This is a genomic window from Proteiniphilum sp. UBA5384, from assembly GCF_002410825.1.
Taxonomy (GTDB): Bacteria; Bacteroidota; Bacteroidia; order Bacteroidales; family Dysgonomonadaceae; genus Proteiniphilum.
In genome coordinates, this window is record NZ_DHOS01000030.1 from 102,250 (window position 1) to 123,716 (window position 21,467).

At 44.0% G+C, this 21,467-nt stretch carries 19 protein-coding genes; 7 read left to right on the top strand and 12 right to left on the bottom strand.

All coding sequences use genetic code 11. The features are described 5' to 3' along the window. Positions 1-57: 57 nt before the first annotated feature. From B4G81_RS05775 to B4G81_RS05800, 6 genes are all read right to left on the bottom strand, one after another. Entirely contained in the window at positions 58-1,221 is a 1,164-nt protein-coding gene (locus tag B4G81_RS05775; protein ID WP_294081002.1) for a FecR family protein, read from the bottom strand. Between the two features lie 64 nt (positions 1,222-1,285). Next, the gene (locus B4G81_RS05780; protein WP_294081003.1) at positions 1,286-1,807 is read right to left on the bottom strand and encodes an RNA polymerase sigma factor; all 522 of its coding nucleotides are present in this window, start codon (positions 1,805-1,807) and stop codon (positions 1,286-1,288) included. A 421-nt stretch (positions 1,808-2,228) separates the two neighbouring features. After that, positions 2,229-3,284, bottom strand: a complete 1,056-nt coding sequence (aroB, locus tag B4G81_RS05785; protein WP_294081005.1) for a 3-dehydroquinate synthase — start codon at positions 3,282-3,284, stop codon at positions 2,229-2,231. Positions 3,285-3,295: 11 nt separating this feature from the next. Further along, positions 3,296-6,283: a glycoside hydrolase family 3 N-terminal domain-containing protein gene (locus tag B4G81_RS05790; RefSeq protein ID WP_294081007.1), complete on the bottom strand. Its 2,988-nt coding sequence runs from the start codon at positions 6,281-6,283 to the stop codon at positions 3,296-3,298. Positions 6,284-6,417: 134 nt separating this feature from the next. Further along, a complete protein-coding gene (locus B4G81_RS05795; protein WP_294081009.1) occupies positions 6,418-7,251 on the bottom strand; it encodes a bifunctional metallophosphatase/5'-nucleotidase in 834 nt (277 codons plus the stop codon). Between the two features lie 66 nt (positions 7,252-7,317). Then, positions 7,318-8,067, bottom strand: a complete 750-nt coding sequence (locus tag B4G81_RS05800; RefSeq protein ID WP_294081011.1) for a 5'-nucleotidase C-terminal domain-containing protein — start codon at positions 8,065-8,067, stop codon at positions 7,318-7,320. Between the two features lie 213 nt (positions 8,068-8,280). Here B4G81_RS05800 and rplS point away from each other — a divergent pair, with 213 nt between their 5' ends. Both rplS and recO read left to right on the top strand, forming a co-directional pair. Continuing rightward, on the top strand, positions 8,281-8,631 hold the full coding sequence (gene rplS, locus B4G81_RS05805; RefSeq protein WP_294081013.1) for a 50S ribosomal protein L19: 351 nt from the start codon (positions 8,281-8,283) through the stop codon (positions 8,629-8,631). Positions 8,632-8,747: 116 nt separating this feature from the next. Beyond that, positions 8,748-9,470: a DNA repair protein RecO gene (gene recO / locus B4G81_RS05810; RefSeq protein ID WP_294081016.1), complete on the top strand. Its 723-nt coding sequence runs from the start codon at positions 8,748-8,750 to the stop codon at positions 9,468-9,470. A gap of 61 nt (positions 9,471-9,531) precedes the next feature. Here the strand turns inward: recO and B4G81_RS05815 are convergent, their stop codons facing one another. From B4G81_RS05815 to B4G81_RS05835, 5 genes are all read right to left on the bottom strand, one after another. Then, positions 9,532-10,161 (bottom strand): thiamine diphosphokinase, encoded by a 630-nt coding sequence (locus tag B4G81_RS05815; RefSeq protein ID WP_294081018.1) that lies wholly within the window; start codon positions 10,159-10,161, stop codon positions 9,532-9,534. 125 nt (positions 10,162-10,286) lie between these two features. After that, positions 10,287-11,015, bottom strand: a complete 729-nt coding sequence (gene ric, locus B4G81_RS05820; protein WP_294081020.1) for an iron-sulfur cluster repair di-iron protein — start codon at positions 11,013-11,015, stop codon at positions 10,287-10,289. Positions 11,016-11,092: 77 nt separating this feature from the next. After that, positions 11,093-13,321 carry a nitric-oxide reductase large subunit gene (locus B4G81_RS05825; protein ID WP_294081022.1) on the bottom strand — a complete coding sequence of 743 codons (2,229 nt, stop codon included), beginning with the start codon at positions 13,319-13,321 and terminating at the stop codon, positions 11,093-11,095. A gap of 24 nt (positions 13,322-13,345) precedes the next feature. After that, on the bottom strand, positions 13,346-13,807 hold the full coding sequence (locus tag B4G81_RS05830; protein WP_294081024.1) for a hypothetical protein: 462 nt from the start codon (positions 13,805-13,807) through the stop codon (positions 13,346-13,348). 129 nt (positions 13,808-13,936) lie between these two features. Continuing rightward, positions 13,937-14,389, bottom strand: a complete 453-nt coding sequence (locus tag B4G81_RS05835; protein WP_294081026.1) for an RrF2 family transcriptional regulator — start codon at positions 14,387-14,389, stop codon at positions 13,937-13,939. 343 nt (positions 14,390-14,732) lie between these two features. Here B4G81_RS05835 and B4G81_RS05840 point away from each other — a divergent pair, with 343 nt between their 5' ends. From B4G81_RS05840 to B4G81_RS05860, 5 genes are all read left to right on the top strand, one after another. Further along, positions 14,733-15,725: a thiamine pyrophosphate-dependent dehydrogenase E1 component subunit alpha gene (locus B4G81_RS05840; RefSeq protein ID WP_294081029.1), complete on the top strand. Its 993-nt coding sequence runs from the start codon at positions 14,733-14,735 to the stop codon at positions 15,723-15,725. An 83-nt stretch (positions 15,726-15,808) separates the two neighbouring features. After that, entirely contained in the window at positions 15,809-16,810 is a 1,002-nt protein-coding gene (locus B4G81_RS05845; protein WP_294081031.1) for an alpha-ketoacid dehydrogenase subunit beta, read from the top strand. 11 nt (positions 16,811-16,821) lie between these two features. Then, entirely contained in the window at positions 16,822-17,934 is a 1,113-nt protein-coding gene (locus B4G81_RS05850) for a dihydrolipoamide acetyltransferase (protein WP_294081033.1), read from the top strand. Between the two features lie 38 nt (positions 17,935-17,972). Next, positions 17,973-19,682, top strand: coding sequence for a dihydrolipoyl dehydrogenase (lpdA, locus tag B4G81_RS05855; protein WP_294081035.1), 1,710 nt, complete (start codon positions 17,973-17,975; stop codon positions 19,680-19,682). Between the two features lie 147 nt (positions 19,683-19,829). Continuing rightward, the gene (locus tag B4G81_RS05860; protein ID WP_294081037.1) at positions 19,830-20,825 is read left to right on the top strand and encodes a lipoate--protein ligase; all 996 of its coding nucleotides are present in this window, start codon (positions 19,830-19,832) and stop codon (positions 20,823-20,825) included. Here the strand turns inward: B4G81_RS05860 and pnuC are convergent. Further along, the gene (gene pnuC / locus B4G81_RS05865) at positions 20,822-21,424 is read right to left on the bottom strand and encodes a nicotinamide riboside transporter PnuC (RefSeq protein WP_294081039.1); all 603 of its coding nucleotides are present in this window, start codon (positions 21,422-21,424) and stop codon (positions 20,822-20,824) included. The genes B4G81_RS05860 and pnuC overlap by 4 nt on opposite strands. Positions 21,425-21,467: the final 43 nt, after the last annotated feature.

The window sequence follows — 21,467 nt, forward strand, 5'->3', positions numbered from 1 at the left end:
CATAAGGCTGTCCGAAAGGCCTAAGATCGGGCAGCCTTCTCTATTTTGTACGGAATGTTATTTATACAGGATTATTTTATCCCCTTCAGATTTGTATTGAATGTCTGTAACTGATTGAATCAGATCCAACAAATAATTAAGAGGTCTTGCTTTCTCCGCACTTCCGGTAAAACGCATTTTCGCTATATTGGGGTTTTCATATTTGATCTTGAAATCATACCATCTCTCCAACTGGGCAAATATTTCAGTCAAAGGTTGGTTCCTGAATATGAACTCTCCTTTTACCCAGGCTGTATGAATGTCAGTATCTACCCGCTGAACGGATATTTCTTTTGATAATTTATCTAACCGGAGATTATGATCGGGTTGTAACAGAAAAGTTTCCTGTTTTTCCGACAGCCGGATACGGATACTCCCTTCCACTAAAGTGGTATTTATATACGGATTTGTCTGATACGCATTGACATTGAACGAAGTGCCCAGTACTTCGATACTGAGATCCGGAGTTTGGATAATAAACGGTTTTCCATCTTTTTTTACTTCAAAATAAGCTTCTCCGGTCAATTCCACGCGGCGGGTATTTCCTTCAAAATAGGAGGGGAACGTCAATTGTGATTCCGAATTAAGAAAGACTTTAGATCCATCGGCAAGTACCAGTTCATATTCACCGGATTTGGGTACATAGATGGTTTGTTGTTCTATTTTTTTCTTGACAGATGCCGTTTTTTCAAAACTTATCACTCCCTCACTACTATTTGAAATAACTGTACCATCCTCTTTTTGCACCTCAAAAGATTCGGAGAGGTCAATCTTTTCACCTTTCATTGAAAGAAGATAGGCTTTTTTAGAGCCCGGATCATAAATATTTTTCTCTGCTTTTTCAGGAATTGTGTTTTCTTTAGAAGTATAATGATTTAGTGCGATAAAAAATAGAGCTATGACTGCCACGGATGAGGCAACGTATTTAAACCCTCTTTTTAGATATAAGGGTTTTTTCCTTTCGATATTCAGGTTGAGTATATTGGAGATATTATTGAAAACCTGCTCCTTGTCGAATGGCTCGTCGTTTTCTTCTCCCTCTTTTAATGATAGGTAGAGCTTCCTGTTTTCAATGTCTTCATTAAGCCAATATTGAAAATGGCGGTCCTCTTCGGGTATCTCTTCACTTAATACCCTTAATAGCAACTCCCATTTATCAAATATATTTTTTTCTATTTTCATCTATTCGTTTGTTTACTCTATAACACGACGATTTTGAAAAAGTATTATCCGGATATTGTCTCTTTTATCCTATTTTTTCTCTTAAAATACGATAAGCTTTGGATACCTGTACTTTAACCGTGTTGACGGATATACCCAACAGATTGGCTACTTCAACGTATTTTTTCTTCTCCAGTGTTGTCATTACAAATATTTTCTTACACCGGTCGGGTAATTCGTCAATGGCTTTCAGGAGTAGTCTTTTTAATTCTTCCACATCTTCATCCGGCACATCGTCGTCAATCAAGTCTATAGTGATTTCATAACCCTGTACAAAACGTTTATTGTCCCTGATATGATTCAAGGAGGCGTTGTAAATGGATTTATAGGCGTAGGCTTTGAAAGAACAGTTATTAGGCAGTATATCTCTTTTTTCCCAACATCGGATAAAGAAATCCTGTACAATATCGGCCGCTGCCATGGGGTCACGGGTTATATTGTTCGCCCAGGCGAAAAGCCGGTCGCTATAGAGATAGAATAGCCTTTTAAAGGTTATTTCATCCCCGGCTTTCAGTTTTCTTATCTGCCTCTCCTCTTCGTTTTTCATACGATTAAACTGCACGAACAATTCGTATGCCCGTTTTATATATTATATCTCCAACAACTATATTGTATTAGGAAACACGGTTGTTTGTAAAAAGTATTATTTGAAAAATACTTTTAACATTATAATTATGTATAAAGTGAATGCTTATGATAAATCTACAAAAGCGTATAATGGTAAATTGTAATGCATGTTTCTTCTTGATAGCTTGTTAGGACATGCTCTATCAATCTTTCAAGTATCCGGCAGGTACTGCAAGGACGTCATCTTCAAGTCGTTCATAAGTATGGGGTCCTGCCTTCTTATCTGTCTGTAATAATAGTGTAAGGTGTTGTAATACAGTGTTTTTTTTCTTTGAGTTTTATATGGCGTTTGACATATTTTGATAGTGCGTCTGGTGGTTTTCGGGTGCCACTGTATACCGTTACAGCCCTACCGAATCCCTGTAGAAATCGAATGCTTCGAACACCAACTCCTTGTCGGAGGTTTGATCGATCTTCACTTCTCCTATATCACTCAAGAGGGTAAAATGGATAAGATCGCCTATATTTTTTTTGTCGTGCCGGGCAATTTCGTATAATGCTTCGTAATAGTCGCACGTAATAGGAAAAGCACCATAATGGTCTCGGATAAAACGAACGCTTCTTTGTAATTTATCCTTCGGAAAATCACATAATCTGTAAGATAGCCAGAGTTCCACGATCATACCCCATGCTACGGCATAACCATGCGGGACAGGTCTCCCGCTGGACATGGCGAAGCTTTCGAAAGCATGGGCGGTTGTGTGACCGAAATTCAATGCTTTCCGGATATTTTTTTCGAACGGATCTTTTTCTACCACATCCTGTTTGATCTTTATGGAACGAAAAACCAACTCATTCAATTTGGTATAGTCGATCTCGTCGAAAGAATAGGCCATGATTTTCTCCCATTCTGCTTCTGAATGGATCAATGCATGTTTGATCATTTCAGCATACCCCGATAGGAGGGCTGTATGATCGAGTGTCCGGAAAAAATCGGATGAAATAATTACCGATTTGGAAGGGTAAAAGGAGCCGATCTCGTTTTTATATCCTCCGAAGTTAATAGCTGTCTTACCTCCTACAGCGGCGTCTACCGCCCCGAGTAGAGTGGTGGAGATATTGATATAAGTGATTCCCCGTTTGAAGGTTGCGGCGGCAAAACCTCCCAGGTCAGTCACCATTCCTCCTCCCAGGTTTGCCAGTAGCGAATGGCGGGTGGCACCGTTTTCGGTGAGGAGTTGCCAGACCCTACTCAGGTTTTCAATTGTCTTGTTGGAATCGCCGGCAGGGATTACAATTTCTTTGGCATCGTGCAACAAAGGTATTTCTGTAAGTAAGGGAAGACAATGGGTATGGGTATTTTCATCCGTGAGTATGAATAGTTTATCATAATGGATACTTTGGATCGCTTTTTCTACATCGGTGGCAAGATGAGCGCTTTTGATGATTTGCTGCATAGTATATATTTCTAATTCGTTGTTTTAGTGTTTGCTGTTGCTTTCAGGGCTTGATACAACTCTTCCTGAATGCGCTCCCTGATGTTCAATGTGGATTGACGGTTGGGCGTACGGGAAGGATTTACCCTGTTTGAAAGGAAAATATAGATCATATTATTGACAGGATCTACCCAGAAGCTTGTGCCGGTGAATCCCGTATGTCCATATACTTCGATGGGTGTTCCTGGGCTGGTGGGGCTGTATCTGCTGTTGGCAGGATCAGGTTTATCAAATCCCAGACCACGGCGACTAACACTGCTCTTCGTTTTTGTGAAAAGCTTGACCGTCTCTTCACTGAGATACCGTTCTCCCCCGTATTCTCCTCCATTGAGCCACATCTGGTAGAGTTTGGCCAGGTCGTTGGCGCTGGAAAAAAGTCCCGCATTTCCTGAAATTCCACCGAAAAGGGCGGCTCCTTCATCATGTACATATCCACGTACGTGTTGCTTGCGGAAAAATGGATCATCTTCAGTGGCGGGAATCCGTTCAATGGGTATTTGCTTCAGTGGCTGGAAGGTGGTGGTATAAGCTCCCAGCTTATGGTAAAAATTTTGTTTCACATAACTGTCAAGATCGATTCCTGAAACAGACTCTACGGCTTCCTTCAACAGCATGAAATTCAGGCAGCTATACCGGTAATTCCCTTTCCGACTCAATGGTGTGTCAATGACCTCTTTCAATAGCTTGTCGTGCATCTTGTCGTTGGCATAAATGCCTTTGGCCACGGGGAGGTGAAATTCTTCCGATTCACGGGTAGAGATTAGCTCGGGCAGGAATTTATAATCGGTACGGCCCCAGGCTCCTGCATAACGGGCATGGTAAACTGCCGATTTTTTGCCGAACAATGTGCCGGAATAGCTATTCTCGTCAATGGCTGACGTATAATAGGGAATAAAAGCGGGTACTCCGGTTTCATGTAGTAATAAAGAACGTATGGTGAGGCTGGCTTTATTGGTTCCTCTGGTCTGCGATAGGAATTTGCTGAGTGGATCCTGAAGACGTATTTTTTTTTCATCATATAATTTCATGATGGCAGGAAGTGTGGCAGTAGTCTTGGTAACTGAAGCCAGATCATAAACGGTCTCGTCTGTCACTTCGGGGCTTTCTCCATAATCGAATTTACCAAATTCCCTTTCATAAATGACTACCCCGTCTTTTGCCACCAGTATCTGACATCCTGGATAGGCCCGCTGCCTGACTCCTTCCAATGCAATACTTTCTATCTCACTGAAATCCTCAGAATACAGTTCCACCTCTTCGGGCATAGAGTAACCCAGACGCATTTTCTCTGTATTCAGCCCGGTTCCTTCCCCGAAAGTTCCTGCCGAAACCGGCAGTCTCCCACTCATCCCGATTCCTCCGAAAACACCCTGTGCGGCACTCATCTGCGCAAACGCAGTAGTATCATATGCCATTATCACTGTTGCAGCATTGCCGACCAAATCTTGAAAATTATCCAATCTGTAGGGAGAAGTGAAAAATACCAATACTATTTTTCTGTCTTTCGCCAATTGTTGGAGGGCAGGAGCATCGACCACGTTATTTGAATGAATGGAGATAATAACTGTATCATATTCCTTTAATCCCTTTATTTCTGATAGGGATGCTGTGGATTGAGTAGTAAATGTGCTTATTGAGGTATATTTCTTCAGGTATTTGTGAAATATATTATTAGTTGTAGCACCAATAGCTATGGCAGCGATCTTTGTCTCGTCGAGTTTTTTAATCGGAATCAATTCCTGTTCGTTTTTGAGGAGAGTGACAGCACCATCGTAAATCTTCCGTTGTACCCATTCGGCGGAAGGAGCATTGACACGATTCAGGACGGTAGAGGTATTGATAGGAACGAATTGGTTAACTCCGAGGATATATTTATAGGAAAGGATTTTCCGCACCTTTGCCTCCAAGAGTGTGGTGGGGATTGTCCCCTCTTCGATTGCCTTTTTTACTGAGGTGAATTCCTTTCCCTGATTTATCACGCCCAGTATAATGTCATTACCGGCCAGCAATGCTTTTACACTTGCGTGGGGCTGATCTGAAACACCTTTCATTGCCATCCCATCGGTAAAAGTAAGCCCGGTAAAGCCCATCTCTTCTTTAAGGAGACTGACACCCACTTCAGGAGAAAGCGATGCAGGCATTCCATTTGTCCCCAATGCCGGTACATCGAGATGTCCCGTCATAATTCCTGATAACCCTGCGTTAATATATTCACGGAAGGGCAGCAGTTCCACCTCTTCCAGCCGGTTACGGCCATGGAGGATGGTTGGAAGTGCCTTGTGCGAATCTTCTGAAGTATCGCCATGACCGGGTAAATGTTTGGCTACCGACATTACGCCATTCTCTTCCAGCCCTTTCGAATAAGCAATCCCTTTCTTCGCAACATTTACCGGATTCTCTCCATAAGCACGGGTGCCGATAATAGGATTTTTGGGATTACTATGCACATCCAGCGAAGGGGCAAAATTCACATGGATACCCATTTCTTTGCATTGGCGCGCCACCTCTTGCCCGTAAAGTTTTACGATCTCCTCATCCTGTATAGCACCAATAATTATATTACGTGGATATTTTGGGGCATCAGACAGTCGCATCGACAGACCCCATTCACCATCGAGACCAATCAGAAGTGGAATATCGGCAACCTGCTGGGCGTAATTAGTGATATCTGCCTGTTGAGTGACAGTTCCTTTGGAAAAGAGTAGTCCTCCCACTTTCTGGTTCCGGATATATCCTGATATTTTTGTCTTCCATCCGCTGCTGGGTTCTACTATGGGCATGAAAAGCTGGCCGATTTTTTCGTCGAGGGACATTTTTGAATATACCGAATCAACCCATCGGTCCATTACCTGCTTGTCCGCCTGTCCATACAAACCGGTAGTTATCTGTGCCGTTGTTAGTAATGGACATACAACGGATATATAGAGAAAAAGTATCTTCCTTATCGTAGGTCCCTTCATAATTATTCTCTTCTTATCTTAATTGTAAATTTATTATTTTTAGCTAGTTATATAAATGTGTAAGTTCTATTATTAAATCAAACTCAATCAATCTCCCTTGAATCAACACATCTCCAAATTATCACATCATCGAATTATCTTTCGGTTTTTTCCAGTTCCACATCAATCTTTCCCACATATCTCCCGCGGCCATTGGTCTGATAAATCATTACATCTTTATTGTCCAGATTCTTACGTATCTCCGGTTCTTTCATATAAGTATGACTATGCCCTCCAATGATCAGGTCGATATGGCGGGTAGATTCGGCCAGTTTTTGGTCTTGCTGGTAGCCAAGATGGGAAAGGCAGATCACCATATCGCAATTTTGTTGCGAACGAAGCTGTCCGGCCAGTTTATTGGCGGTCTTTACCGGATCAAGAAATTTCATTCCCTTGTAATTTTCGGCAGCAATTAATCCCTGAGGTTTTACACATATACCGATAATACCGATCCGCACACCATCTTTTTTCAGGATTACATAGGGTTTTACTAAATTGGCCAATCCTGTCTGAGAGAAATCGTAGTTACTGGTGATAACGGGAAAATCAGCTTTGCGGATTATCTCTTCAAGTACCTCCAATCCGTAATCGAATTCATGATTGCCTAATGTGGCTGCATCGTATTTCATCAGGTTCATCGCTTTTACTTCTACTTCCCCTTTGAAAAGATTGAAATAGGGTGTACCTTGTACAAAATCACCTGCATCTAAAAGAAGTACATTTCTGTTTTCTCTTCTCACTTCATTGATAAATGATGCCCGTCGTTCCACTCCGCCTTTGCCCGGAGCTGTCTTGTCTGTTTTGGGTAGAGGTTCAATACGGCTATGGGTATCATTGGTGTGGAGAATGACAATTCTTTTCTGGGAAAAAACCGGAGAGGAGAATAGTAGGGCGAGGCAGAGTATGATGATGTTATTTGTTGAATGCATTTTTATTTGAATAGTTAATTTATTGATGTGTTGATTAATGAGTAGATTTGTCCCGACTTATCGGGATCACCGAACCGTGATGCGACCATCGAGAGTAGATTCGACTTCATCTCCGCGCCGGGTCTGTTCCTGTACCCAATCAATCATCACGTCGCGTAGCGTGACGCCGCTATTGACGCTGGTGACAGCATTGTGAAAAGCACTCATATTGTCATTCCCCTCAGCCAAATAGTCGAGCGTGACGATATGATAGATTTTGTCTTTGTCAATAGTTTTTCCGTCGACGGTGACACTTTTTACTTTATTCTTTTCGATAATCAATTTTACATTCGACGATATACCTGCACCGCCGATACGGGCATATGCATCGAACATCTTTTTCAGGTCGCTGCCTTTCAGATCGAGAAAGGTGATGGTATTGTCGAACGAGTAAATTTCGTAGAGGTTGCCAATAGTTATATCCCCGGCGGGCAAAGTGGCGCGATGTCCGTGGACGTTCATCACCCCCATATCTGCTCCCTCGGGCAAATGCTCATCTCCGTACGCTTTCATTACATCCGAGGTGAGATTTGTTAACAAACTCTCGGGTCTTTTGTAGTCCATAAGCTGTGCTGATTTACCGATCACTACGTTCATTTCCCGGTCAAGTTCCGTTTTATAGGATTCAATGAGTGTTTCCATCTCCCGGTCGGGGTCTGCATCGAACGAGGAGTTCATCTCGACGATAGTGCCGGACATTTCTGTAATCCGGTATTGTTGATTGCATGAAAGCAGGATGATGGCTGTAATGGCAATCCATATTGTTTTTAATTGCATATCACAAATATATTAATTTCAACAGGTCAAAAGTACGTTTTTTTACCTTTCGCATCAAGGTAAAGCGCAAAAAATAAACATTAAATTGTATTTTATATATCAGATTTAAAGAAATTTTCCTACCTTTGCATTCGCTTTACGCAATCTCTGTCGGTAACATGCCGTTATATTGCGTTGAAAGGGTTAATTATTAACATAAAGCTTGATTAAAAGATGGATTTAATAAAAATCGCGGAAGAGTCTTTCGCGGGAGAAAAGAAAGAATTTCCCAAATTCAAGAGTGGTGACACGATCACGGTAGCTTATCGTATTGCGGAAGGGAATAAAGAGCGTATACAGCAATATAGGGGTGTGGTAATCAAGATCGCCGGTCATGGTGATGCCAAGCGTTTTACAGTTAGAAAAATGTCTGATAATATAGGTGTAGAGCGTATCTTCCCGATGAATTCTCCATTCATTGACAATATCGTACTCAACAGCGAAGGGAAAGTACGCAGGACTAAACTGTATTACCTGCGTAATCTGAGGGGAAAAGCTGCCCGAATCAAGAAAAAAGTATATTAACGACTTGCAGTGAGAAAAGATATATAAGCTCCGGATTTTTTCGGAGCTTTTTTTGTAGTTTGCAGTAGTATTTCATTATTTTTGTCGTACTGTTTTTATTCACGGTAGCCTGAGGCATGTTATTCAAAACAGAAGGTATAGTACTTGGGGTCAATTCTTATAGCGATACTTACTCTATCGCACATCTCTTTACGCGTGATTTTGGTAGGGTTTCCTATCTGCTGCCGATATCTCGTGGAAAAAGGATAAAAATACGTAATTCTCTTTTCTTTCCATTATCGGTCTTGTATCTGGAGGTAGAGCATATGCCATTGCGCGATGTGCAGCGGTTGAAAGAGGTAGAGAGGCAATTCCCGTTATATGAGTTATGCACCCATATCACCAAAGTGTCACTGGCCTTTTTTATTTCGGAGTTTTTATCGTTTGTCCTCCGGGAATCGGATAATAATGAATCGACCTTCGATTATCTGAAAAATTCAATAGAGATACTGGAAGCCACAGAAAAAGGATTGGCTAATTTTCATCTGGCGCTTATGATGGGATTAACCCGCTTTTTGGGAATCTATCCCAATGCGGAATTTCTTGACGAACACTCCTATTTCGACCTGCAACACGGTGAGTTTGTAGTAAATGAACCGATGCATACCTATTATCTGAATAAGAAAGAAAGTGCGTATCTACGTGACCTTTATCGCATCAATTATGGCAATATGCATCTTTTTAAATTGTCGCGAAATAATCGTAATGAGATTGCGGACCAGTTGTTGGATTATTACCGGTTACATACATATAATTTTCCGCCGCTGAAATCGTTGGAAGTTCTGAGGAAATTGGGATGATGCACAATTGACAATGGGAAATTAGGCGCCTCACCACCTCACCGCTCAGGTACTAAACCACTTATTTATACACTTGGAAAACAATCACCCTGCCTTTAGGATCGATACTAAAAGAATCTCCCAATGATTCATTCAATGTCCCTTGCCACCAGTTTGTCAATATTCTTCCATTGATCTCATACTTAAGGTTGTACGTCGTGAGTTCTTTGGGGTCGATGGCGAAAATAGAAACCCGTTCTTCCTTATAGCTCTTGAATGCCGTAAAAGATTGAATAGGGGTAAAAATACCCCAGTCGGTAACCATCACTATTTTTGCCATCTCTTCATAGTCGGCTAATAATGAGATGTTGCCGATGGTATGATCTTCCCGCCTTCCGGTCCCTCCCACAATTACTATCTCTTGCCTGCCGTTCTCGACACAAAACCGTACTGATTTAGTGAGATCATTGGTTTCCTGATCAGAGTCGGGATGAAGGATATCAACAAAACGGTTCTTATTTTCTTCTGAGATGGAGTCACAATCACCTACAATTGCATCCGGCATTCCACCACGGGCAATAAAGTCATTGACGGCACCGTCGCAACAGACAATATACTCAGCGTCCCGGATATAGGAGAGGGGTACCGGATGTTTTGGAAATCGCCCATTGGCAATGATGACAGCAGTCGTGGCAGATTTATTTCTATTCATCTTCTATCTCTTATCTCTTTGGTTCTATACTCTTGTCGAATGAAATTATTGCCACAAAGGTATAAAAGAAGGATTAATGAAAGATACCTATAGGAATAAATTCCACAATTACTTTATGAAATCGATCACACTCTTTCCAGTTTCTCCTCCAATTGAATCGATTTTGGAAATAAAATGTTATTTTCCAGATGAATATGCCGATGCAAGTCTTCTTCAAATTCTTTCAGCAGGCTGAGTGTCACCCTATAGGTATTGCAAGCATCTTCGGGCGGAGTATAATTCCCTGTCAATTCACTGATTCTCCTGAAGCGCTCACCTTCTGCGGTATGTTCCTGTTCCATTTGGGTGATGTAGGCAGCGGCTGATCCTAATCCGGTCTGTGGCCTTTTCCCATCGGATAATTGGGCTCTTACCAAGAGACGGATGTAGGGAAACAGCATCAATTCCTCTTTTTTCATGTGTGCTGAGAGATCTGCCGCCGAGTCGAAGAAGAGTTGCTCCACTTCGGTCAATTCGGGGTGGTTATCGCTGTGAACCCTTACCACTTTTTGAAGGAAAGGTGTGATTTCCGGAATCTTTTTCTCCACATAGCGGTGGTGCGTTTTCTCTATGTAATCGGTCAGTAGGTCGAGTGGGAAAGCATTGACGTTGATATCTCCTGCTGCCTTTTCGTTGATTACTTCGGAGAGTTCACCGATCAACCGGTTTTCATCGATTTGTTTTTGACGGCAGGCGTCGGCTATCGTCCTGTTTCCATTGCAGCAGAAATCTATATTGTATTTTTTGAATACTGAGGCAGCTTTGTAGTTCTCTGCTACGAGTTTGCCTATGATGCTTTGATTGTTTATGTCCATATTATAAATATTTTAAAGAGCTTCCTCCGCTCTATATTTGGAATGAACCGGAGGAAAGGCTCGTAAGTGAATAATTATTACTTTTTTTTCTTGATCGTTAGAGTATATACAAACCAGAATAGGGCAAGGGTACCTATTGCAAAGACTGTGTCGCCTATGATACGCAACCATTTAAATGTCCCGACTAGCGGTTGTTGCATGAATTCAGCAGAACGGGCATACCACATCCCTTCCTTGACGCTGGCGACGGTCTGCATCAGTCCGACCGGCAGCAGGCTCAATACTACCATCAGGAACAGCCCGATATTGAGAGTCCAGAATGTGAATGAAATCAGTTTGTTGTTCCATTTTTGTTTGCGGTACATACTGCGCAATACGAACAGGATAAGCCCGATACCCAGCATGCCATACACCCCGAAGAGTGCTGCATGGCCATGTACCGGTGTGGTGTTCAATCCCTGCATATAATAGAGGGCGATGGGAGGGTTGATGATAAATCCGAAGATTCCGGCTCCCAGGAAATTCCAGAAGGATACCGAAAGCAGGAAGTATATAGGCCATTTGTAATCCGCCAACCATTCGGTGGCTTTACTCATCCGGTAGTTGTGATAGGCTTCGAATCCAATCAATACCAGCGGAACCACTTCGAGGGCGCTAAAAGTAGCTCCCAGCGCCATAACAGCCGTCGGTGTCCCGGTGAAGTACAGATGATGGAAAGTACCCAGAATGCCGCCTGTCAGGAAAATCACCGTGGCAAAGAGCACGTTGTTGGTCGCCGATTTAATGCCCAGCAATCCCATGCGTGTAAAGAGGAAGGCGGCTACCACGGTAGCAAATACCTCGAAGAATCCTTCTACCCAGAGGTGTACTACCCACCAGCGCCAATATTCGGCTACCGCCAGGTTGGTAGTCCTTCCCCACATTAGTCCCGCACCATAGAATAACGCTATGGCGGCACAAGAAATCAGGAACAGGATGAGTAATCCCCTTTCGGATGTCCCTTTCTTGATGATAGGCAGGATAGGGCGGATCATCAATGTGAGCCAGAGAAATAGTCCCACCACCAGCAGTATTTGCCAGAAACGTCCCAGGTCCACATACTCATATCCCTGATGGCCGAACCAGAAGTTATTCACGAGGTCGAGCCGCTGCATAACCCCAAACCATTGCCCGATCATGGAGCCTGCCACCACAATGAGCAGCGCGATAAAAAGCAGATTGACTCCCAGCTTCTGGAATTTGGGATCCTTTCCGTTCAACGAGGGCGCAATATACAATCCGGTAGCCAGCCATGCCGTGGCTATCCAGAAGATGGCCAGCTGGATATGCCAGGTGCGCGTGATGGAGTAGGGTATAAATTTGGCTATATCGATACCGTAAAACGCATCTCCTTCCACTCCGTAATGGGCGGTGATTACACCCAACAGTACCTGGACAAGAATCAGCAGGTTCACAATCCAGAAGTATTTCTTTACTGCCCACATCGATGGGGTGATGTGCTGGTTCATCAACGGGTCTTCCCTCGGTTTCAGGGTTTCCTCCTGACGGCTGCGTGCCTGTACGAAAATCATGATGCCAATCCCTAAAAGCAGCATGACGATACTGAATCCCGTCCAAAGTACCAGGTCGCTGGTCGGCACATTGCCTATCTGTGTGTCCGGGGGCCAGTTGTGCGTATAGGTCACATCCGAGCCGGGGCGTTCAGTGACACATGCCCAGGATGCCCAAAAGAAAAACTTCGCCATTTTATCCATCCTCTCTTCCGATTTAATACTGTTTTTTGCGATGGCGTAATCGGAACGTAATTTGTCCAGTGCCGGATCATCCATGAAGAGTCCCGCATAATGTTGTTTGTTATGTAGGAATGCCTCATACCGTTCGTTGGAAATAGTGAGCGTTTTGGTTGCTGCATCGTAGGTGTTCTTCCTGAGAAACTGCTGCAACCTTGACTCTAACGATGCCTTGTCGGCCGGAGCCAATGCGTCGAACGGTTTCCCGTAATCGGCTTGTGACCATTTATTCAGGAGATACTGCGCTTCCCGGTGCAGATAATCGGCAGTCCAGTCGGGTGCGACATAGGCACCATGCCCCCAGACGGTACCGATCTCCTGCCCTCCAATGCTTTGCCAGATATTCTGGCCGTCTTTGATATCATTACCCGTAAATAATAACTCCCCCGACTCGTTAACGACTTGTCCGGGTACCGGCGGAGCCTGCTGGTAGATTTGAGTGCCGTAAAATATTAATACGGTAAACGAAATACCCACCACCAATGCAAATGCAATCCATAATTTTTTCTGTGACATACTGAATATTTTTTAGGTTAGACTTTATGATATGATGCGGATTGATCGTATAAAATGAATGCCTATCATGAATAAACAGACGACCTTGACCACTTCTGTTCCTACATAATAAAAATGGAGAGGTGAGGATGGCACATCCAATCCCTGTTGATAGAGCGGAATACGAGCGTCGAGTGCAGGTAATAGCCAAAGTGTTTGGGTGAGAAGTATCAATAGTGCGGCCAGGAACAGTATACGGGGTAGGTTCATTCCTATTCCCCGATGAAGCAGGAACAAATCTATAGCTATGAGAATGGCGAATACCCATTCTACTTTGTTTAGCGCTTTAAATATCAGACTGCCGATACCAAGTCCTAAAGGCAAAGTCACTCCGGGTGCCCTGAATTTTAACCATGCCTCCATAAAGCTGATCGCACAAACAAATCCTATCCAAAGAAAAACTGAGGGAAGCGCTAACAGGTAGAATTGAATTTCTTTTGTTTGCATTTCTTTTTAATTTTGATCGTGATTTAAATCTGTATCTGACTGTGTATGACGTAGTAATATGTCTAAAGTCGTTTTCAAGCAGACACCTATTTTATTTACGACAATTTTGTCGTAAATTACCGTAAAAAATTATCGTTTCAGCAGAGTTTCCTTGTTTTTTATTCCCACTGCCAGTTCATAAGCGGTGGTTTCCTTCAACACATCCCTCATCGTTCTCCTGATCTCTTCCACAGAGTGGTGCATGGGGCAGGGGCGTTTTTCATCGCATTGGTCCAGCCCCAGGGCACAACCTTCAAAGAAAGCATTTCCATCGATAGCCCTGACGATATCGGCCATTGTGATATAATGCAGGTTTTCGCGCTTGATTTCAAAACCCCCATTCGGACCCGTATAGGATTCTACAATACCGTTTTTCGACAATAACCCCAATATCTTCCCTGTAAAGGCTTCGGGAGAACCGGTATTCTGTACAATATCGCCGATTTTCACTCTTTTCTCCTTTAGCGATTGGGAAGCAATATAAAGGGTAGCCCTTATTCCATATTCACAAGCTTTCGAAAACATCCAATATATTTTCTCCAAAGATATATATTATTTTTAATTCCCGATAAAAATATCGTAAATATTTTTTATCCGAATTTTAACTCTCAACCTTCAATTCAATTTCCATCTTCTGACTCCCAGTCTCCATCCTTCATTTTTAGTTTTAGTTCTTCATCTCCCATTTTTTTAATGGTGAAAACGTTCTGGAATGTTTGGTTCTTGATTCTAAAAAAACTTTTCCCTCTTTCCTGTGAAATCTTTAATAAAATATAAAAGAGTGGCTTTCTCAAACAATAGGATTAAAAAACTGTTCTTATGTAGAATTGTTCTAAATATATAAGGATACACTAAGAAATATTTATATCGTAAAGTAATCGCTGTTATGGCCAAAACAAAATCAAAAAAAAGTGAATTAACAAAAGAAAAAATGTTGCACATGCATCGGTTGATGCTTGATATCCGTAATTTCGATAACAAGGTAAACCGGCTTGTGAAAAAGGGGAAAATACCTGGCATGACGCACTTCTCTGTAGGGGAGGAGGCTGCCAATGTGGGAGCTATCGGTGCGATAAGGAAAGGATTCGATATGATCACATCCAATCACCGTGGACATGGGCAGAGTATCGCCCTGGAGATAGATCTCAACGGGATGATGGCCGAGATCATGGGAAAAGCCACCGGAACCTGTAAAGGCAAGGGAGGATCGATGCATATAGCCGATCTCGATGGTGGAAACCTGGGTGCGAACGGAATTGTAGGCGGTGGAATGGGAATGGCTATTGGTGCCGCACTCACCCAGAAGATGAAAAAGACAGGAAAAATCATTCTCTGCTGTTTCGGCGATGGGGCCGTTAACGAAGGTACTTTCCATGAAACATTGAATATGGCTTCTATCTGGAAGTTACCCGTGATTTTCTACTCCATTAATAATATGTATGGGATCAGCACGCCCATCAAGAGTGTAATCAATATCGATTACAATTATCAACGAGCATCCGCTTATGGTGTTCCCGGACACTTTATTGAAGATGGCAATGACTTGCTTGCCGTTTACAATAAATTCGAGGAGGTGGTGCAATATGTACGTGATGGTAACGGTCCGGTGTTGGTAGAAGCGATTACCTATCGTTGGCTGGGACATTCAACGTCTGACCCCGGGAAATACCGTACCAAGGAAGAGGTGGATGAATGGAAGAAAAAAGATCCTATCGAACGATTTAAAGGATACCTTATTGAAAATAAGATAGCTACCGCATCAGAGATAGAAGCGATTGAGAAAGCCTCTGAAGATGCAGTAGAAGAATCTGTGAAGTTTGCGTTAAGCAGTCCTGAACCGACACTGGAATCGGCATTCGAGGATATCTTTGCAGATTAATTTTACTAACCCAAAAAAATGATTTAGTCCGGAGGCTTTGTAGTCTCCGTCACTCATACAAAACAACAACAGTATAAAAACAGATGGAAAATAATACAAAGCTCATGTCTGTCCGCGATGCCATTATCATGGCTATGTCGGAAGAGATGCGTCGTGATGAGAACGTATTCCTGATGGGAGAAGATGTAGGGATTTTCGGAGGTGACTTCGGTACCTCGGTCGGTATGCTCGAAGAATTCGGCAAAGAACGTGTGCGCGACACCCCTATTTCAGAAAATGCTATTTCCGGGGCGGCCATAGGTGCTGCCATGACAGGGATGCGTCCCATTGTGGATGTCACTTTTATGGACTTCATTGTCTATATGATGGATAATATTGTGAATCAGGCAGCCAAAACAAGGTATATGTACGGAGGAAAAGGACAGATACCGGTGGTATTCCGTGCAGCCGCTGGAGGAGGCGTTGGTTCGGCCGCGCAACACTCGCAGTCGCTCGAAGCATGGTTTACACATATCCCCGGTCTCAAAGTGATTGCCCCGGGAACACCCGCTGATGTGAAAGGATTATTAAAAGCGGCTGTCCGCGACAATAACCCGGTAATCTTCCTCGAGTACAAAGCTCAATATAATATGAAAGGCGAAGTCCCCCTCGATCCTGAGTTTGTATTGCCGATCGGAAAAGCCGATATCAAGAAAGAAGGAAAAGATGTGACGGTTATCACTTATGGGCGTATGCTGGAAAGGGTGATACAGGCTGCCAACGAGGTAGAGGAGGCCGAAGGGGTAAGTGTGGAGGTCGTGGACCTGCGCACATTGGCGCCGCTCGATAAAGAGGCAGTACTCGAGTCAGTGAAAAAGACCGGAAAAGTATTACTGGTAAACGATGCCCATAAAACAGGCGGTTTTATCGGAGAGGTAGCAGCAATGATTGCCGAGAGCGATGCGTTCGATTATCTTGACGGGCGTATTTTGCGGCTGGCCGGTGAGGATGTACCCATTCCCTATAACCAGACCTTGGAGACTGCTATGATTCCGAGTGTGGCCCGGATCAAGAAGTACATTCTCAAATTAGTGAATAACCGATAAAAAGGGTGAGGATGGAAAATAAAAAATTCAGGGCAACACCGGCGGCGAGGGCTTTGGCCAAACGTCTGGGAGTGGATCTGCTCAGTGTGACCGGTACCGGTTTTAAGGGGCGCATTCATAGGGATGACATAGCCAATTTCAATTACGAAGAGAAAATTCATATCTCTCCGCTTGCCCGTCATATTGCCGACGTACATAATATAGACTTGAAAGGGGTAAAAGGATCAGGACACCGGAATAAGATTATGAAAGACGATGTCTTGCAACTGATTTCCGATCCCGATTTGAAAGCCCGGTTTACACTCAATGATTTTGGGGAAGTTCCCAAAGCGGACCAGCCTGCGGTCAAACCTGCGGTGAAGGTATCGCAGGGAGCGACTGCCGCGGCAAGCGCACCCATTGCATCACAGGCTGCTCCGGTGATGGGAGAGACCGAAAAAGTGCCGATGACCCAGATGCGCAAGATCATCGCCAAACGGATGTCGGAGAGTTATTTCGGTATTCCCACTTTTATCCAGACCTGGGAGGTGGATATGACCGAGTTGTTGGCATTGCGTAAAAAGCTGATTGAACCGATACAGGAGAAAACCGGAAAGAAATTGACGGTGACCGACCTGATCTCGTTGGCAGTAGTGAAGACGTTGTTGAAGCATAAGTATATCAATGCCAGCCTTAACCCCGAAGGAACGGAGATTACTTTTCACAATTATGTGAATCTGGGAATGGCGGTCGGTCTGGACGAGGGATTACTGGTGCCGGTTGTGAAGAACGCCGACAAGATGTCACTCAGCGAGTTTGTGGTCGCTTTTAAAGATTTGACGGAGCGTACCTTCTCGAAAAAATTACTGCCCGACGAGCAAGCCGGAAGTACCTTTACGATCAGTAACCTGGGGATGTATCCCGTAGATGAATTCACCGCCATCATCAACCAGCCTAATGCGGCTATTTTGAGTGTTGCCTCCACAAAGGAGAAGCTGGTGCCGGTTAACGGCGAAGCGGTTGTGCGGCCCATCATGAAGATGAGCCTTACCAGCGACCATCGTATTATCGACGGACTGACGGCAGCGAAGTTCATGACCGATCTGAAAAAATTGATAGAAGATCCGATCACCTTGTTTATTTAAGAAGAGGAAAAAAATAAGTTCAGGAAAAAAATAGATATATGGCTTTTGAAATAATTATGCCCAAGGCAGGTCTGGATATGACCGAAGGGCAAATCGTAAAATGGTTGAAGAAAGAGGGTGATCCGGTAAAAGAAGGTGAGATTATCCTTGAGATCATGACAGATAAAACCAGTATGGAGATCGAAGCGGAAGCATCGGGCATCCTGCTTAAAATCGTGCATCCTGATGGTGATACCGTACCGGTGACCGAGGTGATCGGTTATATCGGGGATGAAAACGAATCGGTGGATACATTGATGCCCGAGGTAATCGAAGATACCGGAGAGAAAGAGAGTGAAGAAGATAAGCGGATGATCCGTCTCGAGGATAACTATCAGGTAGTGGTGATCGGGGGAGGTCCTGCCGGCTATGTGGCTGCCATTAAAGCGGCGCAGTTGGGAGCCCGGGTGGCCATCGTGGAGAAAGGCGAATTCGGCGGTACTTGCCTGAATGTGGGATGTATCCCCACAAAGGCTTATCTCAAAAATGCCGAGATCATCGAGCATATCCGAGAAGCATCCTCGAGAGGAATCCTGATCGACAGTTCACAGATCAAAGTAGATATGGAGAAAGTGCAGGAGTTCAAAAACGGCGTGGTGAGGAAACTGACCAGCGGCGTGGAGGCACTTCTCAAAAGCAATGGTGTGGATATCTATAAGGGGGTTGGAAAGATCAACAAGAATAAGGATGTGGTAGTGAACGATTCGCAGATACTCAAAGCCGACAAGATTATTCTGGCGGGCGGATCCAAAGCATCCAAAATCAATATCCCCGGTATCGAAAGCGATAAGGTGCTTACCAGCGACGATCTTCTTGCCATTAAGGAGGTTCCTGAAACACTGGCCGTTATTGGTGGTGGCGTGATCGGAACAGAAATGGGACAATCTTTTGCCGGACTTGGATCCAAGGTAATCATCATCGAGATGATGGACCGTATAGTGCCGCCTCTCGACCATGAGGTTTCTGCCGAGTTGACCAAGATCATCAAGAAGAAGGGGATGACGGTAATCACCTCTGCCCGTATTACCGAAATTGTAGATAAGGGTGATAAACTGGAAATCAAGATTGATGGAAAAGAGCCGGTGATTGCCGACAAGGCACTGATCTCCATTGGCCGCGTGCCCGATCTCGACGGGATAGGTGAGATGAAGTTCGAGACCGAACGGGGTAAGATAAAGGTGGACAAATACATGGAAACGAGTGTGAAAGGCATCTATGCTCCCGGCGATGTGAACGGTATTAAAATGCTTGCCCACGTAGCGTTCAGGATGGGTGAAGTAGCTGCCGAGAATGCGGTGAAGGGAAACGAGCGTTCCATCAGGTTGCTTTCGGCTCCTTCAGTGGTGTATACTTCGCCTGAAGTGGCGATGGTCGGTCTAACTGAGGAAGAAGCACGTGCGAAGTACGACGATATCCGTATCGGACGGTTCAGTTTTGCCGCCAACGGGCGTGCCCTGGCTTCAAGCGAAGCACACGGTTTCGTGAAGGTGATCGCTGATAACCGCTATGGTGAAGTGTTGGGCGTGCATATCATCGGCCCCTCTGCAGCTGAGATCATCACCCAGGCATCGTTGATCATGGAGATGGAGATTACGGTAGATGAGGTGATAAAGACCATCTATGGGCATCCCACCTATTCCGAAGCGCTCTTCGAAGCTTTTGCCGACGTATTGGGTGAAGCGGTCCATATTCCCAAAAAGAAGAAGTAAATTGCGAGATATGGGTGCCCCATAAAGCATCTAAAGGTTTCCGTTTTAGTTGCATACATTGCCAATTTTATTTAAATCAATTAATTACATATGAGTTTAGTGCGGGTTCCGGCTGAAAGATGACGGAGCCCGCTCTCCTTTTGTCCTATGATATATATCGTCAATAAAAGTACCGATCCCGCATATAATATCGCGTTGGAAGAATTTTGTTTCAAGGAACTGAAACATTTCGATAAAATCTTTATTCTTTGGATCAATGAGCCGGCCATAATTGTAGGGAAGCACCAGAATACTCAGGCGGAGATTAACACCCGTTTTGTACAGGAGAACGGGATCCATGTGGTAAGGCGTATCACCGGAGGCGGAGCGGTTTACCATGACCTGAACAATCTGAATTATACCATCATCTCCAATGAAAAAGAGGGTGAGAATGATTTCGATTTCAAGACTTTCTCACAACCGGTCATAGAGACACTGGCAGAACTGGGAACGACGGCAGAATTTTCCGGCAGGAATGATATTACCATCGACGGAAAAAAGATATGTGGCAATGCGCAGGCGTATGCCGGTAACCGGGTTATGCATCATGGATGCTTGTTGTTCGATACCGATCTGAGTGTGCTTTCCAAAGCGTTAGAAGTATCCAAAGAAACGGTTGATTTCAAAGGGGTGAAATCAGTCCGTAGCCGGGTGGATAATATCCTGCCCAATCTTCCTGTAAAGATCACGGTCAATGAGTTTGCGGATAAGATCCTCGATCAGATGATACGGACGTTCCCTGAAATGAAAGAGTATCACTTCGGTGAGGCTGAAAAACAAGAGATTGAAAAAGCCCGCCGGGAAAAATTTGCTAACTGGGACTGGACTTATGGCCATAACCCGGTAGCGGAGGTAATACGCGAAAAGCGCTTTCCTGCCGGACGGATACAGGTGTTCCTGAATATCGGAAACGGCAAGATAAAAGGAATCCGTTTTTACGGTACCTTTTTCGGGAAGAACAGCGACCTGACCGTGCCGCAGGAAATACTAAAGGAAGTGAGGTACACCCCCTCAGACATAAAGAACGCTTTATCTCAATTCGATACTTCCCAGTACTTTGCAGGATTTTCTCTCGATGAACTTACCGAAGCGATCGTGGATTAGAACTTTACCAGCGACCCATCCGTTTCATTTTTCATTGCCTGGCTACCGGCCATCATCCGCTTCCATTTGAAATAGCCGAATACGGAGATCACTGAATAGATGGCAAAAAGGATAGAAGTGGGATAGAGCCCTTTCCAGACATAGAGCCCGCAGGAAATAAAGTTTACTACAAACCAAAACCACCATTGCTCCACATATTTATGGGCAAGTAACCACATCCCAAGGATACTGAGTGCCGTGGTGAAACTGTCGCCGTAAGGGACAGGGCTGTCTGTGAAGCGGATCAGAATAAAGGCGATAATGGCGAATAGGGCACTGCCTATCACCGAAAGCGGCAATATATAGTGCCGCGGCGTGTGGCTGATCGGCAACTCATCTCCTTCTGTCTGATGCTTTGTCCATCGTACCCAACCATAAATACTGGCAAAGAAATAGTAGACGTTGATCCCCATATCGGCATAGAATTTACTCTGGAAGAAAATCCATACGTATACAACAGGCATCAATACACCCACCGGCCACAACCATTTGTTGGCTTTGTATTCCAGATAGAGATAGAGTAGGCCGATAATGGCGCCGATTATTTCAATAGTCTGCATTATTTATTTTTGTATAAAGATAAACGGATTATCTTATTTGATG

Bases quoted from the DNA above. Each gene is read 5' to 3' on its own strand.
- B4G81_RS05790 (WP_294081007.1), bottom strand. From the start codon at position 6,283: ATGAAGGGACCTACGATAAGGAAGATACTTTTTCTCTATATATCCGTT.
- rplS (WP_294081013.1), top strand. From the start codon at position 8,281: ATGGATTTAATAAAAATCGCGGAAGAGTCTTTCGCGGGAGAAAAGAAA.
- pnuC (WP_294081039.1), bottom strand. From the start codon at position 21,424: ATGCAGACTATTGAAATAATCGGCGCCATTATCGGCCTACTCTATCTC.
- B4G81_RS05795 (WP_294081009.1), bottom strand. From the start codon at position 7,251: ATGCATTCAACAAATAACATCATCATACTCTGCCTCGCCCTACTATTC.
- B4G81_RS05800 (WP_294081011.1), bottom strand. From the start codon at position 8,067: ATGCAATTAAAAACAATATGGATTGCCATTACAGCCATCATCCTGCTT.
- B4G81_RS05840 (WP_294081029.1), top strand. From the start codon at position 14,733: ATGGCCAAAACAAAATCAAAAAAAAGTGAATTAACAAAAGAAAAAATG.
- B4G81_RS05825 (WP_294081022.1), bottom strand. From the start codon at position 13,321: ATGTCACAGAAAAAATTATGGATTGCATTTGCATTGGTGGTGGGTATT.
- B4G81_RS05775 (WP_294081002.1), bottom strand. From the start codon at position 1,221: ATGAAAATAGAAAAAAATATATTTGATAAATGGGAGTTGCTATTAAGG.
- B4G81_RS05850 (WP_294081033.1), top strand. From the start codon at position 16,822: ATGGAAAATAAAAAATTCAGGGCAACACCGGCGGCGAGGGCTTTGGCC.
- B4G81_RS05830 (WP_294081024.1), bottom strand. From the start codon at position 13,807: ATGCAAACAAAAGAAATTCAATTCTACCTGTTAGCGCTTCCCTCAGTT.
- aroB (WP_294081005.1), bottom strand. From the start codon at position 3,284: ATGCAGCAAATCATCAAAAGCGCTCATCTTGCCACCGATGTAGAAAAA.
- B4G81_RS05780 (WP_294081003.1), bottom strand. From the start codon at position 1,807: ATGAAAAACGAAGAGGAGAGGCAGATAAGAAAACTGAAAGCCGGGGAT.
- recO (WP_294081016.1), top strand. From the start codon at position 8,748: ATGTTATTCAAAACAGAAGGTATAGTACTTGGGGTCAATTCTTATAGC.
- lpdA (WP_294081035.1), top strand. From the start codon at position 17,973: ATGGCTTTTGAAATAATTATGCCCAAGGCAGGTCTGGATATGACCGAA.
- B4G81_RS05815 (WP_294081018.1), bottom strand. From the start codon at position 10,161: ATGAATAGAAATAAATCTGCCACGACTGCTGTCATCATTGCCAATGGG.
- ric (WP_294081020.1), bottom strand. From the start codon at position 11,015: ATGGACATAAACAATCAAAGCATCATAGGCAAACTCGTAGCAGAGAAC.
- B4G81_RS05860 (WP_294081037.1), top strand. From the start codon at position 19,830: ATGATATATATCGTCAATAAAAGTACCGATCCCGCATATAATATCGCG.
- B4G81_RS05845 (WP_294081031.1), top strand. From the start codon at position 15,809: ATGGAAAATAATACAAAGCTCATGTCTGTCCGCGATGCCATTATCATG.